Annotated in this window: 13 protein-coding genes; 2 read left to right on the top strand and 11 right to left on the bottom strand. The window is 60.3% G+C overall.

From position 1 onward, the window contains the following. Nucleotides 1–2: 2 nt before the first annotated feature. From NLM31_RS05325 to NLM31_RS05315, 3 genes are all read right to left on the bottom strand, one after another. Nucleotides 3–845 carry a transporter substrate-binding domain-containing protein gene (locus tag NLM31_RS05325; protein ID WP_254128322.1) on the bottom strand — a complete coding sequence of 281 codons (843 nt, stop codon included), beginning with the start codon at nt 843–845 and terminating at the stop codon, nt 3–5. Nucleotides 846–939: 94 nt separating this feature from the next. Further along, a complete protein-coding gene (locus NLM31_RS05320) occupies nt 940–2,175 on the bottom strand; it encodes an FAD-binding oxidoreductase (RefSeq protein ID WP_254128321.1) in 1,236 nt (411 codons plus the stop codon). 560 nt (nt 2,176–2,735) lie between these two features. Further along, complete coding sequence (locus NLM31_RS05315) at nt 2,736–2,882, bottom strand: hypothetical protein (RefSeq protein ID WP_254191685.1); 147 nt, start codon at nt 2,880–2,882, stop codon at nt 2,736–2,738. Nucleotides 2,883–3,150: 268 nt separating this feature from the next. Between NLM31_RS05315 and NLM31_RS05310 the strand changes: the two genes are divergently transcribed. After that, on the top strand, nt 3,151–3,309 hold the full coding sequence (locus NLM31_RS05310; RefSeq protein ID WP_254191684.1) for a hypothetical protein: 159 nt from the start codon (nt 3,151–3,153) through the stop codon (nt 3,307–3,309). 48 nt (nt 3,310–3,357) lie between these two features. Here NLM31_RS05310 and NLM31_RS05305 read toward each other — a convergent pair whose 3' ends face one another. Beyond that, complete coding sequence (locus NLM31_RS05305; RefSeq protein WP_254191683.1) at nt 3,358–3,555, bottom strand: hypothetical protein; 198 nt, start codon at nt 3,553–3,555, stop codon at nt 3,358–3,360. A 96-nt stretch (nt 3,556–3,651) separates the two neighbouring features. On the opposite strand from NLM31_RS05305, the gene NLM31_RS05300 reads away from it, so the two are divergent. Further along, nucleotides 3,652–4,605 (top strand): LysR family transcriptional regulator, encoded by a 954-nt coding sequence (locus tag NLM31_RS05300; protein ID WP_256561047.1) that lies wholly within the window; start codon nt 3,652–3,654, stop codon nt 4,603–4,605. A gap of 51 nt (nt 4,606–4,656) precedes the next feature. Here NLM31_RS05300 and acdA read toward each other — a convergent pair whose 3' ends face one another. The 7 genes from acdA to NLM31_RS05265 all read right to left on the bottom strand — a co-directional run bounded on the left by acdA (nt 4,657) and on the right by NLM31_RS05265 (nt 13,411). Further along, nucleotides 4,657–5,859, bottom strand: a complete 1,203-nt coding sequence (gene acdA, locus NLM31_RS05295; protein WP_254191682.1) for a 3-sulfinopropanoyl-CoA desulfinase — start codon at nt 5,857–5,859, stop codon at nt 4,657–4,659. A gap of 13 nt (nt 5,860–5,872) precedes the next feature. Further along, nucleotides 5,873–6,448 carry a peroxidase-related enzyme gene (locus tag NLM31_RS05290; RefSeq protein ID WP_254128317.1) on the bottom strand — a complete coding sequence of 192 codons (576 nt, stop codon included), beginning with the start codon at nt 6,446–6,448 and terminating at the stop codon, nt 5,873–5,875. A 17-nt stretch (nt 6,449–6,465) separates the two neighbouring features. Then, nucleotides 6,466–7,464, bottom strand: coding sequence for an acryloyl-CoA reductase (locus NLM31_RS05285; RefSeq protein ID WP_254128316.1), 999 nt, complete (start codon nt 7,462–7,464; stop codon nt 6,466–6,468). A gap of 2 nt (nt 7,465–7,466) precedes the next feature. Beyond that, nucleotides 7,467–8,123, bottom strand: a complete 657-nt coding sequence (locus NLM31_RS05280) for a TetR/AcrR family transcriptional regulator (protein WP_254128315.1) — start codon at nt 8,121–8,123, stop codon at nt 7,467–7,469. A gap of 341 nt (nt 8,124–8,464) precedes the next feature. Next, on the bottom strand, nt 8,465–9,475 hold the full coding sequence (locus NLM31_RS05275; RefSeq protein ID WP_254191681.1) for an SDR family oxidoreductase: 1,011 nt from the start codon (nt 9,473–9,475) through the stop codon (nt 8,465–8,467). 582 nt (nt 9,476–10,057) lie between these two features. After that, nucleotides 10,058–11,644: a gamma-glutamyltransferase gene (gene ggt / locus NLM31_RS05270; RefSeq protein WP_254191680.1), complete on the bottom strand. Its 1,587-nt coding sequence runs from the start codon at nt 11,642–11,644 to the stop codon at nt 10,058–10,060. Between the two features lie 585 nt (nt 11,645–12,229). Next, the gene (locus NLM31_RS05265; protein ID WP_254128312.1) at nt 12,230–13,411 is read right to left on the bottom strand and encodes an alanine--glyoxylate aminotransferase family protein; all 1,182 of its coding nucleotides are present in this window, start codon (nt 13,409–13,411) and stop codon (nt 12,230–12,232) included. Nucleotides 13,412–13,549 lie beyond the last annotated feature (138 nt).

The raw sequence follows: 13,549 nt of genomic DNA, 5'->3' as shown, positions 1-13,549 counted from the left end.
CGTCAGCAATACTTGCCGGACTGGGGAACCACCTTCATGTCGATGCCGCGCTCGAGCATGTAGTGAGTGATGCGCGAGCAGGCGAGACCAAGTGAATTCTGCTGCGACATCCAGTTGGCCAAGAAGTTGGAGAACCCCTCATTTCCGGCTTCGCGGCGGATGCCGATCGTTGCGGGGTTACGCAGCACCGGCATGGGCACCACGGCCTTGCCGACCCCCTTCGAGTCGAGGAGCGCGGCGTCCTGGTCGGCGACGATCATCGCGTCGACCTTGCCTGACTGCAATTCCAGCACCGCCTGGTCGCGCGTGGGCACTACGACGATGGTGGAGTTGGGGATCACGGATTCCGCGATCACCTGCATCGTGCCGCCTTTCTGCACGGCGACGCGCACTTCCTTCTTGTCCATCTCGCGCCAGGTCTTGGGCGTAAAGCCAGGACGCGCGACGAGAGCCCAGATGCCCTCGACGATGGCGCCTGGCACATAGTCGATGACGAGGCCGCGGCGAGGATTGGGGTTGAGAGCCACCGCAAGATCCACCTTGCCGGCCTGGAAATCGGCAGCGAGGTTGCCCCAGGTCGTCTCGTAATATTCGATCTGAACGCCAAGCAGACTGGCGATATCTTTGCCCCAGTCGACGAAGAATCCCGACCATTCGCCGGTGCGCGGATCCTTGATGTAGCCGGGCTCCTCCGCGACCATCACGGGGAATTTGAGCTTCCCACTCGCCTTGATGCGGTCGAGCACCAGGGAGGGGTTCTCGGCTCGAGCCGGCACCGAAACCGGCCCCAGCAGCGAAGCCGCACCAATGACAGCAGCGACGATCGCACTTATCCAACGGCTCATTGAGGTTTCCTCCTATTGAACTATGTCAATTTACAATTGAACCATATCATTATCGCTGAGCGACGCAAGGCTAAACTTGTGAGACCTACCGCCTTTATCGCAGCCGATAAGGCGCGCTTGGGATCCGGGGTGCGCGGCGCGCGACCAGGTCGGAGATAATGGCCGCAGTCATGGGGGCTCCACTGATGCCCATGTGCCCATGGCCAGTAGCGAACAAGATGGACGCATGCTTCGGATGGGCGCCGATGATCGGGAGGCTGTCTGGCGTTGATGGTCTTACGCCCATCCAGTCAGTCACCTGACTGATGGGTATGTCCGGGAGCATTGTGCGGGCGTATGCTTGCAGCTTCGTGCTCTGCTTCACATCACGCGGCGCATCGGGCGCATCGAATTCGGCGATGCCCACGACGCGCAGCCCTTCGTCGAGCGGTGTGGCAACAAAGGCCGAGGCTGCGTCGGTGACGGGGCGGCTGATGGCACCGGAAATACCGGGCATAGTAATGTGATAGCCACGCTCACTGGCCAGCGACAGGGAAACTCCCAGGGAGCGCGCCAGATCGCGGCTAGCAATCCCCGCCGCGACAACCACTGTGTCGCAGTGGTGAGGCCCGGTACTCGTCTGCAGTGTTACATGTTCCGTGCCCGGCTCTATCGCCTCAACACGCGCAGTGCGAATTGAGGTGCCAAGCGCAGCCGCTCGCTCCATCAAACCCTCCACCAGCGCTGGGGGCGAAGTCACATGACCACTGTTTGGAAAGTAGACCCCACGTTGGTAGTCGCGGGACAGAGCCGGCTCCAACTCGCGCAGCTGCTCGGCACTCAGCCTCTCAAAAGCTACGCCGTGCTGCGTCCGCATACAGTCCACCCGCTCTTCCAGCGCGCTTGGCGCTTCGTCGCGCCATACATGGAGGGCACCGTTCGGCCGGAACAATCGTTTCCAATCGGTATCGCCGAGCATATCGCGATACAGAGCGGCACACGGTTGGTTGAGAGTGTGCAACGCCGCATACGCCGCCTCCCAAGCTTGCGGACGTCCAGTACGCAGGAAGCGGACTAGCCAAGGGAGGGTGCGAGGCAACTCACGCGGAGCGAGGCGCACTGGGCCATTAGCATCAGCGAACCAGCGCAGCGCGCGCCACATGACACCGGGATGAGCCATCGGAAGAGCCGATCCCGCATTGTATTGGGCACCATTGCCCCAAGAGCAACCATGGCCGACGCGGCCCTCCTCGACGACCGTGACGCTGTGCCCTTCCCGCGCCAGCATGAGCGCGCAACTCACGCCGACTACGCCCCCGCCAATCACCGCGACAGCATGCGATTCAGCCATGCAAAATCTCCTGTTCGCGCTAAGCCCCGCCGCGCCGCGACCACACTGCCTGCCCTAGGATTGACATAGCTCAATAAGCACGATTTCCGAGTCATTGACATATAACAATCACGACTCGCGGCGGGGTTCAATGATTATTTGTTCACCAAGCTGGTTGTCGGGCCCTTTGTCAGCAGCAACGGCATACGCTTGTTACCGCGAGGCCGAACGACGGATCATTGACGCGTAATCCGATCATCCTTGGCGTCGAACAGTGTGGGAGGTCGCACAGTCCCGGCCGACCCATGGGGGCGTGAATAGAAGCCTCGCGCGGCCTGTCGCGCAACTATTCTGACCAGGGCGACGAGGCGCGGGTCGCGGGCCTGGTCAGTTTGCGATGCTGCTGCCGCTTACGGGGGCATCGGCAGGACGGCCGGCGGTCGAGCACCGCTCGGGTCTCGAGAACGTCCATCCGGTGCGGCACTTCTCCGACGGCAGGCGCTTCGTCACCTGCCGCCGCCAAGAGTCGGACGGGTACAGATCTTGGCAACACCGACTGTCTGCGAGCTTGCCGTGGCACTTCAGGATGCGTCGCGCTGCTCACGGGCATAAGCGTTGAGGCGGGTGAGTTCCTCGACGTATACGCGGTGCAACCTGCGAGGCGCGACGAGTCCCTCGACGAAGCCGGCGATGCCCGTCTCGCCATCAAACCTGGAGGTGATGTTCACCAACGCCTGCTCGCCGTGGGGGTCACAGTAAATGTCCTGACGAGGCCGGAGCTTCCGGTGTCAGCCTGGACCAAGATTCGGCCGCGCTCCGGCTCAGTGATCTCCATCCGGAGATTCCGGACGCCGCCCGCAGATTTTATTTTGAAGCTGACGACGCTGCCTGCTCCTACGCCGCCTTCTTCGACTTGAAAGTCGTAGAAGGGGCAGGAACCGAGCGTGAAGGTGCATGTCTGCGAGGTATCGGTAGACATCGTGCGCGGGCGCGTCGATGGTGCGCTCGGCGGACGCGACGACGTATTTTGCCATGAGTCTGATCTCCTTGTTTGTGTTGACCGTGGATCCGAGCGTGCTTTCCTATGAAGACTGGTCGCTGCGGGAGGCCATCGACGTGCGATACACTACGGTGACCGACGATTTCGATTTCTAGCGTTCTTAGAAATTCTCGCGCGAAACGGCACTGAAAAGCGTCATGCAGCTAGTAATTAAGGTCAAAGACGAGGCGCCAAAGGCGCTCAATGGCCCTTGCCATCCAGCCGCCCGCAACCGAGCCGTTCACAAAATCGACGGCTCCGGCGTTCATCGTCTTCGGAGTCATCCCGCCTAATTCATTTTGACTAACTACGGAATCATTGACGATGAACGAGACTCCCTCGCCTGCCTGCTGGTCGAGCATTACCGTCGCCTCCTACCGCCTGAGCACCCAGCCTAAGACTCTTGAGCGATGATGACTTTGCCCTGGACAGCCAGAATAGCAATCGTCTAACTTTCTATGTCTCCATACATAAATGGATGGCCCAACAAACGAGCCGGAGGAGCGAACGTGGACTTACAATGGGACGACCTCCGCATTTTTCTCGCCGTTTGCGATGCTGGGAGCATGAGTGGCGCCGCGCGGCGCTTGAAGGTGAGCCAACCCACTTTGAGCCGGAGGATTGCGGAGATGGAGTACGGGCTCGGCGAGCCGCTTTTCGTCCGCAAAAACCAGGGCATCACCCTAACGAAAACTGGAATAAGGCTAATGCCCGCAGCCCAAGGCATGGCGCAATGGGCGACGGAAGCCAATCGCTCACTCGATGCGAAGAACTCTCCTGTCAGTGGCCGCGTGCGCGTTACGGCCGCACCGACGTTCGCCTTAGATCTCCTGGCGCCGTTCGCGGAAACCCTCAAGAGAAAGCACCCACAGATCGCTCTCGAGGTGTTGGCCAGCACGGAACGCTTGAATCTCTCGCGTGGCGAGGCGGACATCGCGCTCAGGAGATATCCCTCCGATGATCCCGATCTGATCACAGTCGGCGAAACTGTGATTCCGATCGGCGCGTACGTCAGCAAGGACTACGCACGGAGACTGCCCGCGAAATATGGCTTTCGCGACCTCGACTGGATCGCATGGGCGGGGCAGCTCGAGATGGTCAGCCCGAATCCGGAGCTCGCGGCCAAGATCCCAGACTTTCGTCCCACTTTCGCATCTGACGACTACAGCGTACAGGTCGCGGCCTGCCAGGCTGGCGTTGGCGCGATGATCCTTCTGAAGACGCCCCATCGGCTCAAGCGGCCGGGAGACCTCGTGGAGCTCAAGCTCGAGCTTCCAGCCTCACTCCGCGCAGAACTCGCGATCATCTGCCACAAGCGCATGGCGGATCTCCCCAAAGTCAGAACTGTTCTGGACCTGCTCAAGCAAGAGTTTTCTGACCTGAGGAAGAGTCAAGGCGCGAAGAAACCCTGAATGGTGCCGCCAACGATCCCAAGGTCATGGCTTTGATCTTAGGTGTAGACCTTATTGGTTCTCGGATATCGTGTAGCCATCGCGGGTCTGCGGCAGCTTCCAGCCCAGAACCTTGCTTGCGACGAGCGTGCGCAGCACCTGGGCTGTGCCCCCGCCTATCGTGAACATGCGTACATCACGCGCCATGCGTTCAAGCGGGAAGTCGCGCGAATAGCCGCGGGCCCCGAACATTTGCAGCGCGTCGTTGACGATCTTGATCGCGGCCTCCGACGCGAAGATTTTTGCTTGGGCTGCGAGCATCGGGTCGGGAAACGCGCTGCCATCCGGACCGCGCGATGCTGCCGCGGCATGCAGCATCAACCGGGACGCCGTGAGCTGCGTCTGCATGTCGGCAAGCATCCATTGCAAACCCTGGAATTCGCCGATCGGCCTCCCGAACTGCTCGCGCGTTTTCGCCCATTGGACGGCGTGCTCCAGGGCGCCGGCGGCGATCCCCATGGCGACGGTGCCCGCGCCGACGCGCTGGCTGTTATAGGCGTTGATGAGATCGGCAAAACCGCGCTTGAAGCCCGACGGGGGCAGCAGCACCATATCTGGCGTGATCTCCAGATCTTCGAACACCAGCTCGCCCTCGGGCATGCCGCAGAGTCCCATCGTCGTTTCGCGCCTGCTCATGCGCAGACCGTCGGCGTCCCCGCGCACAGCCAGGAAGCCGCCGACGCCCAGCTCCTCACCGCCCTCATCGAAAACCCGCGCGAAGATCAGGTGCAGGCGCGATACGCCGGCGCCCGTGATCCAGTGCTTCTTGCCGTTGATCACGTAACGGTTGCCGCGCTTGTCGGCCCGGGCCTTCATTCCGCTGGCGTCGCTGCCCGCGTCGGGCTCGGTAATGCAGATCGCCGGCTTGTCGCCGGCCAAGACGAGATCGGCAGCCCGCTTGCGCTGGGCGTCGGTGCCATACGCCATGACAGTCGAGATTGCACCCATGTTGGCTTCAACGACGATGCGCGCCGAGACGGTACACGCGCGCGCCATCTCCTCGATGACCAGCACTGTGTCGAGGAAGCTGCGGCCCTCCCCGCCATACTCCTTGGGAATGGTCATTCCCATGAAGCACTCTGCCTTCAGCGCTTCGACGACGTCCCAGGGATATTCACGCGATTGATCGACCTCGGCGCCGCGCTTGCGCAGCAGCCCGTTCGAGAACGCCGCGGCTCTTTCCTTCAGCGCCTGTTGCTCCGATGAAAGCTCCATGGCGTACCTCCTCTCAGCCGCGGCCCATGGCGTAGAATTCGGCGTTCGGACGCATGCTTGTGACGTTGGCAAGCCTATTCGACAAGCCGAAGAAGGCCGAGATCGCGGCGATGTCCCAGATGTCCTCTTCCGTGAATCCGTGCGACTTCAGCGTGGCGAAGTCGCTCTCGGAGACCTTCTGAGCCTCGGTGGAGACACGGACGGCGAAATCCAGCATGGCTTTCTGGCGATCAGTGATGTCCGCCTTGCGGTAGTTGACGGCGACCTGATCGGCAATCAGGGGATCCTTGGCACGGATTCGCAGGATTGCCCCATGCGCCACCACGCAATACTGGCACTGGTTGAGGTTGCTGGTTGCGACCACGATCATCTCGCGCTCGGCTTTGGTGAGATTGCCAGGTTTGTCCATCAGGGCGTCGTGATAGGCGAAGAAGGCGCGGAACTCGTCCGGCCGGTGCGCGAGCACGAGGAAGACGTTCGGAATGAAGCCCGACTTCTCCTGAACGGCCAGGATGCGGCTGCGGATGTCGCCGGGCATGTCGGCGAGATCGGGAACGGGGAAGCGACTGACTGCAAGGGCTTGGGTCATGACTTTGGATCCCTAGGTTATTGCTCGTTGGAAATTGGCACGATTACGCGGCCGCGCACCGTGCCCGCAATGAGACGATCTGCAACGCTGATGCACGCTTCGAGCGGCACGCGCTCGGTCATCGCATCAAGGAGAGAAGGATCGAGGTCACGGGCAAGTCGCCGCCACGCCTCGCGGCGTTCCTCGCGAGGACACATGACGCTGTCGATGCCAGCGAGTGTGACGCCTCGCAGGATGAAGGGGGCCACGGTCGCCGGCAAGCCCATGCCAGCGGCGAGACCGCAGGCCGCGACCACACCACGATACTTCATCGATGCGCAGACGTTGGCGAGCACCTGTCCGCCGGCCACATCGACCGCGCCGGCCCATTCTTCCTTCGCGAGCGGCTTCCCCGGTTCGCTGAACCGCGATCGCGGCAAGATGCGCTTGGCACCAAGTTTCGTGAGATAGTCCGATTCTTCAGGACGCCCTGTAACTGCGGCCACCTCATAACCGAGATTGGCGAGTAGCGCCGTTGCGACACTGCCCACGCCGCCTGCCGCGCCGGTCACGAGCACCTCGCCACTTCCCGGCGTAACGCCGTGGCGCTCAAGCGCAATCACACAGAGCGCGGCAGTGTAACCGGCCGTCCCAATGCTCATCGCTTGAGCCAAGGAAAAGGCCGGCTCCAAAGGGATCAGCCAATCGCTCTTCACCCGGGCGACTTCGGCCAACCCGCCCCAGTGCCGCTCGCCCACGCCCCATCCGTTCAGCACGACCCGGTCGCCTGGCTTGAAATTCGCGTTTGAAGATTCTTCGATGGTCCCCGCGAAATCGATGCCAGGGATCATGGGAAAGTTACGAACAACCGGATTCTTTCCCGTGATGGCCAACGCATCCTTATAATTCAACGTCGAGCAGGCAACGCGTACCGTCACATCTCCCTCGGGCAACTGGTCGCGAGCAAGCTCAGCCAGTCTTACCGACTGCCGGTTGCCATCATGCTCGATCAGCACGGCTTTGAAATTCGACCCCACTGTCAACTCTCCTTACACGTTGCCCGGATAATCGAAAAAAAGCCTTCGGCGAATAAGTCGAGCGCGTCGGGGCGCCGTTCGAGCTTGGCGCGCAGGACCGCGCCCTCCCAGCCTGTCCAAAAAAACTGCGCTAGGCCTTCGCAATCGATGCCACTGGGTATCTCGCCCGCCTCTTGCGCCGAGCGCAGACAACGGGACGTCCGCGCTTCCCAGTCCCGGAAGACGGCGGCCAGGCGCTTTCGAAACGGCTCCGGCAGGACACCCATCTCTTGTCCGAGATTACCGATGAGACAGCCACGCCGGTAACCGTACCGCGCCATCCCCGACCTTGCGTCCGCAATGAAATCACGGAGACGGTCGAGGGGAGCACGCTCCATGTTGTCGAACCATCGATCCAGCTTGCGCGCGAAAAAGTCAGCATAGGCGTCGATCAGCTCGAGACCGAAGGCGTCCTTGCTGTCAAAGTAGTGGTAAAATGACCCTTTTGGCACATCGGCAGCTTCCAGGATCTCCTCAACTCCAACGGCGCTGAAGCCCTTCTCGGTCAGGATCGCGACGCCCGTGCGTACTAGCCGTGCGCGCGGCGCGTCCGGCCGTGACTGGTCCTTGGGCGGGCGACCACGACGACGGGGCCCTGTTGATGGCAAAATCACTTTCACAGCGATTTATTAGACCGACTGTCTTGTAAAATCAACAGCCGTGGCCACCGCCGAGCCTGGACATCGAGGGAGCTGCTAGCGCCGTTCCTTTCCGCTGATTGCCGATCGCGTATCGATTTATGAGCAGTTCAAAGTCGCCTCAGCCAGCATTCCCGATGCAGCGCATGGAATTCCGATGTCCGTCGCAATGATGACGGTGCCTGGCATTCCCGGGTTTCAGCACAGAGTCTTCAGACATACGATCACGCGCCGATTCTAATGGGCGATGGTCAAATCCATTCCGCAAGGCCATCCGCCTCGAACAGAGCGGATGACCTCGTCATGCTTGGTCGCAGGAACTATCAGACTTGATTCCAGCCGCCGTCGACGCAGAGTTCGCTGCCTGTCAGATAGGACGAGTCATCGGAGGCTAGGAATAGGACGGCTTTTGCGATCTCATCGACGGTGCCGCTGCGGTGCATCGGAATTTGGGTATGCACATGGGTCTTGGTCTGCTGGATCATCTCCTCGCTCACACCCGATTTGCGCGCCTGGTCAGTGTCGATGTAGCCGGGCGCCATTGCGTTCACTCGTATGCCCTTGCCGATTAGTTCCGCCGTGAGCGAGCGCGCCAGCGAGCGAATTGCCGCTTTGCCCGCTGAATAGACGCTGACATAGGGCATGCCCTTCGTGGTCAGGGTCGTGGTGTTGAGGACGATCGAGCCGCCGGATGTCATGAGCGGCAGGAGTTTCTGCACCGTGAAGTAGGTTCCCTTGAAGGTACAGTCGATCGTGAAATCGAATTCTTCCTCCGACATGTATTCAAACATGTTCGGTCGCGCCGCACCGGCGTTCGCGAAGATGATGTCGACACGGCCGTGCTTCCTCTCGACAAACGCACGCAGCGCTTCGATGTCCGCAATCTTCGAAATATCGCAGCCGATCGCGTCGGCGCCATTTCCGATGCCCTGCGCCGCGGCATCGAGCCTTGCCTGATCGCGCCCGGTGATGATGACCTTCGCGCCCTCGCGTGCGAACAGCTTGGCTGTCGCCAAGCCCATTCCATCGCTGCCGCCGGTGATAACAGCAACCTTGCCACCTAGTTTACCCATATTTCGTCTCCTATTTCGTTCTTTGGCGCGCCCGATGTGAACGGCGCGTTTTATGGAGCTTGATTTGTTTTCCTCATTTCTGGCGCTCCTTTCGCCTTGGACGGACAGAATAGCAATTACCCAATTTCCTATGCCGGCATACATAAGTGGATGGCGTGGACCGAGGAGTGAACGCGGAGCTACGCGGTTGCCTGTGAGGTGCCCTTCAGGAAAGTAATCAGAAACGAACGTGGGTGAATTGGGTAGGAAGATCGCTGTCATCCCGACGCTCACAACCGTCGCTTACGGATCTGAAAACTCGGCCTGTCGTCGGATGTGACAATTCTGGCACGACACCCAGGAGATGCCCATTGCGGAGCGGTGTTGGGTTTGAACAAGCTCCACGAAGGCTCTGCATACGGGCTTCATACGCCTCTTGGCGAGCTATCTCGTGATACTAGGGGACGGCAGGCACCTTGCAGATCTTGCACCAAAAATCGCTGCCCCGTTTATCCGTACGGATTTCGAACTCCTCCGTGACCCAATCAATCCGGTTTCGCAAAGGTTCGATTTCGGAAAGCTGTGCGCGACCGGTCCGTCCACAGCTCGGGCACCGCAAGTGTTCGGTCCAACTAGATTTCGTCACTCGTGCACCTCGCGGGCGCCAATCACGCCATTCCCAAGCTGAGTGCAATTTTAGGTCGGCGCCGAAATCGCACAGCTAGGCTGCATTGCTGAGACCAAACTCGGGCGCTGCCTCTCTTTCGGTGCAGAGACGTCAACCTCTCAACTCAAACATTGCGCGACGGTTGCCGTATCTCCGCACTCGACCACCAATGGAAAGAGAATTTTCGACGTCTGATCTCAGTAACCAAGGGCGATGCCATCTCGGCGGGAATCAGCCCCGCCTCTGAGAAGTCCACGTTTACGGTCGATCCAAATCGCCTGGGCTGTTCCGAGCGGACTCTGAGTTCGCGTAGGAAGGTGTCCCAACGCACGAAGCCCCTCGACGATCTTAGCCGGAACGGTCGCTTCGACGTCCAGCACGTCGCCGCGCGCGAAGATACGCGGTTGGTCGATCGCTTGCTGCACCGACATTTTGTGATCGAGTAGGTTCGACAGAACCTGGATCTGTCCGATGGGCTGGAAATGCCCTCCTGTCACGCCGAACGACAAGACGCACTCGCCGCCTCGCGTCAGCATCGCAGGCAGGATGGTGTGCATTGGTCGCTTGCCCCCCGCGAGCACGTTGGGATGGCCGGGTTCGAGCACAAAGCCAAAGCCGCGGTTGTGCAGCAGGACCCCGCATTCGGGGGCCACGATGCCGCTGCCGAAATCGTCGAAGACGGAGTTGATAAATGAAACTGCGGTGCGATCCTTGTCCACGACGGACAGGAACACCGTATCTTTGTGTTCCGGCATTGTGATCGGCGCGACGTCGCTCAGCCGCCCGCTAAATGATATCCGGCGAGAGAGGATGTCGGCACGGGCAGACGAGGTCATGCGCTCGACCGGCACATGCCCGGTGTCGGGATCGCCGACGAAGGAGTCGCGCTCTGCATAGCCAATGCGCGCGATCTCGGCCAAGAGATGGTAGCGCTCCACCGATACGGGAGCGAAGTCCGCGACGCTATAACGGTCGAGCAAACTTGCCATGGCGAGAACGGCAACGCCTGTGCCATTTGGCGGACATTCCCACAGTTCAAAACCACGGTAGGACGCGGATATTGGCTTCTCGTAGCGCGGCTGGAAGGCAGCAAAATCCTCGACGGTATGAAAACCACCGAGCGAGCGTAGAGTCTTTACGATGCTCTCCGCAATCCATCCCTCGTAAAACACGTCGGCCCCCTTTGCGGCGATATCCCGAAGGGTGCGGGCCAGCATAGGCTGCGTGTGCAAATCGCCGGGGGCCGGCGTTTCGCCGCGAGGCAGAAAGACCGAAGTCGTAGCAGCCAGACGAGAGAGCTTCGGCACATGCCTCCCCCAGTCCCTCGCCAGTCGCTCAGCGACAGGATAGCCATTTTCCGCAGCGGCGATGGCAGGTGAAAGGAGACGCGCGAGCTCAAGCGTCCCGTGATCCTCGGCCAGCCGGGCCCACGTTCGTACGGCACCTGGAACCGTAACCGCGTGCGCACTCTCGGGGTCGAGCGTCGTTACGCCGGCTTCAGCGAGCCGTTCGACACTCGCGGCCGACGGCGCTGCTCCAGATCCGTTGAGCGCGATGATCGGTTGCCCTTCCCGCTTCAGTAGAACGAAACAGTCTCCACCCACACCGGTCTGGGTTGGCTCAACGACAGCAAGCACAGCTCCAGCCGCCACCGCCGCGTCAATGGCGTTGCCGCCTTCGCGGAGCACGTCGATTGCCGCCAGCGTGGCCAGCGGGTGCGGGGTCGCGGCCATTCCATTGACGCCGAATGCTTCGGAACGTCCTGGGAATTCGAAATCTCTCATGTTCGCCAGACTTTCAAAGTGTGTCGGGATACCGGTTGGCTCCCAACCAGTCACGTCCAAAAAAGACCGGGGCACGAGCCCCGGTAAGTTTGGGAGGTAAGGAGTCGAACGCAGTGTCTCAGGAAGCTGAGCTTGGTCTCAATTCAACGCTAAGACCGCGCTCGCCGAACGTCGGATAGCTACAGCTTCGCCACGAGAGTATTTCCTACACGTAGTGCGTTTGACGGTCAGAAACGCGTCTAAATGCGCCCGCATTCTGCATGAATGTTGCAGAATAGGGTCGCAATTCGCAAAGCCGACACCTTGTGAGATGCCGTTCGATCATGGAGATGAGTGCAGGAACTTCGACGTGAGCGAGCGTGCGTCTTCCGCACGAAGGCATGCTCGGCCCCTTTCGATCGCGTCTTCCTAAGCTCTATCTTATCGCCAAAGAATATCTACGCGTAGCGATCGTGACCCAAGGCGCGATGGGATTGGGGTGAATCATCATCGCGCTTCAGCTCTGTGCTTGAGCACCTCTCCGACCAGGCGGATCGCGGATTTCATATCAGCGATCTCTCAAACCAGGAACTGCCTTGCCGACGGCTAGCGCTCAGTTCGATTGATCCGCTGCTTGTCCTCGAAAACGGCCATGGCAGCATCGACACCTCCGCCGCGGTGGGGCACGCCGGCAGCCACCAGGCCCATCTCCACTCCGGACAACGCCCCGAGCAGGCTGGGCTCGTTGCATTCGCCGAGATGACCGATGCGGAAGACCTTGCCTGCGACCTTGCCCAGTCCGGAGCCGAGCGAAACGTTGTACTTCTCGAGCGCGATCTTGCGGAAGCGATCGGCGTCATGGCCCGGTGGCATCAAAACCCCGGTCAGAACAGGCGACTGCTCGGCCGGATTTTGACAGAGCACTTCAAGGCCCCACGCTTCGACCGCGGCGCGACACGCCGTCGCGAGACGCTTGTGTCGGGCGAAGACGTTGTCGAACCCCTCCTCTTTCAGCATCTCGAGCGCTTCTTTCAGCCCGTAAAGCAAGTTGGTGGCAGGAGTGTACGGAAAGAACCCAGCATTGTTGTGCTTCAGCATCTCCTGCCAGTCCCAAAAGGACCGGGGCATCTTGTTGTCCTTCGACGCAGTCAACGCCTTTTCAGAAATCGCGTTGAAGCCCAATCCAGGAGGAAGCATCAATCCCTTCTGAGATCCGGAGACCGTCACGTCAACCTTCCATTCATCGTGGCGGTAGTCGACCGAGGCCAGCGAGGAGATGGTGTCGACCATGAACAATGCCGGATGCTTCGCTGCATCGATAGACTGTCGGATCTCGGCGATCCGGCTGGTCGCTCCCGTGGAGGTCTCGTTGTGGACAACCATCACCGCTTTGATGCTGTGGGATTTGTCCTCCAGCAATTTTGCCTCGATTGCTGCTGGATCGGCGCCATGGCGCCAGTCGCCGGGAACGAAGTCGACCTCAAGACCGAAACGCGTAGCGATCTGTTTCCAAAGCGTTGCGAAATGCCCCGTCTCGACCATGAGAACCTTGTCGCCCGGCGACAAGGTATTGACGATGGCAGCTTCCCAGGCACCGGTGCCGGACGAGGGGAAAATAATGACGGGCTGCTTCGTCTTGAACACGTCCTTGCAGCCATCGAGCACGCAATTCCCCAACTCGGCGAATTCGGCACTCCGATGATCGATAATGGGCATCGCGATCGCGCGCAGGATGCGGTCGGGTATCGGGCTAGGTCCGGGAATCTGCAAAAAGTGGCGACCTTGCATGATGACCTCCTCCAAATGGACTAGAGCGCTGACCAGTGGTGTGCTCCGTTCTTTTTGCATTCATTTTTTTGGAAGTCAATCAAATTTTGGAATTCAAAATATGACTATGGAGTGTCGACAACTTCTCCCGGCGGGCTT

The organism is Bradyrhizobium sp. CCGUVB4N (assembly GCF_024199945.1).
In the GTDB taxonomy this organism is placed as follows: Bacteria; Pseudomonadota; Alphaproteobacteria; order Rhizobiales; family Xanthobacteraceae; genus Bradyrhizobium.
This window is presented reverse-complemented; position numbering and strand designations above follow the sequence as displayed.

Coding starts and splice junctions, on each gene's coding strand:
- NLM31_RS05325 (WP_254128322.1), bottom strand. CDS start 845: ATGAGCCGTTGGATAAGTGCGATCGTCGCTGCTGTCATTGGTGCGGCT.
- NLM31_RS05320 (WP_254128321.1), bottom strand. CDS start 2,175: ATGGCTGAATCGCATGCTGTCGCGGTGATTGGCGGGGGCGTAGTCGGC.
- NLM31_RS05310 (WP_254191684.1), top strand. CDS start 3,151: ATGGTGCGCTCGGCGGACGCGACGACGTATTTTGCCATGAGTCTGATC.
- NLM31_RS05305 (WP_254191683.1), bottom strand. CDS start 3,555: ATGCTCGACCAGCAGGCAGGCGAGGGAGTCTCGTTCATCGTCAATGAT.
- NLM31_RS05300 (WP_256561047.1), top strand. CDS start 3,652: ATGTCTCCATACATAAATGGATGGCCCAACAAACGAGCCGGAGGAGCG.
- acdA (WP_254191682.1), bottom strand. CDS start 5,859: ATGGAGCTTTCATCGGAGCAACAGGCGCTGAAGGAAAGAGCCGCGGCG.
- NLM31_RS05290 (WP_254128317.1), bottom strand. CDS start 6,448: ATGACCCAAGCCCTTGCAGTCAGTCGCTTCCCCGTTCCCGATCTCGCC.
- NLM31_RS05275 (WP_254191681.1), bottom strand. CDS start 9,475: ATGACAGCGATCTTCCTACCCAATTCACCCACGTTCGTTTCTGATTAC.
- ggt (WP_254191680.1), bottom strand. CDS start 11,644: ATGAGAGATTTCGAATTCCCAGGACGTTCCGAAGCATTCGGCGTCAAT.
- NLM31_RS05265 (WP_254128312.1), bottom strand. CDS start 13,411: ATGCAAGGTCGCCACTTTTTGCAGATTCCCGGACCTAGCCCGATACCC.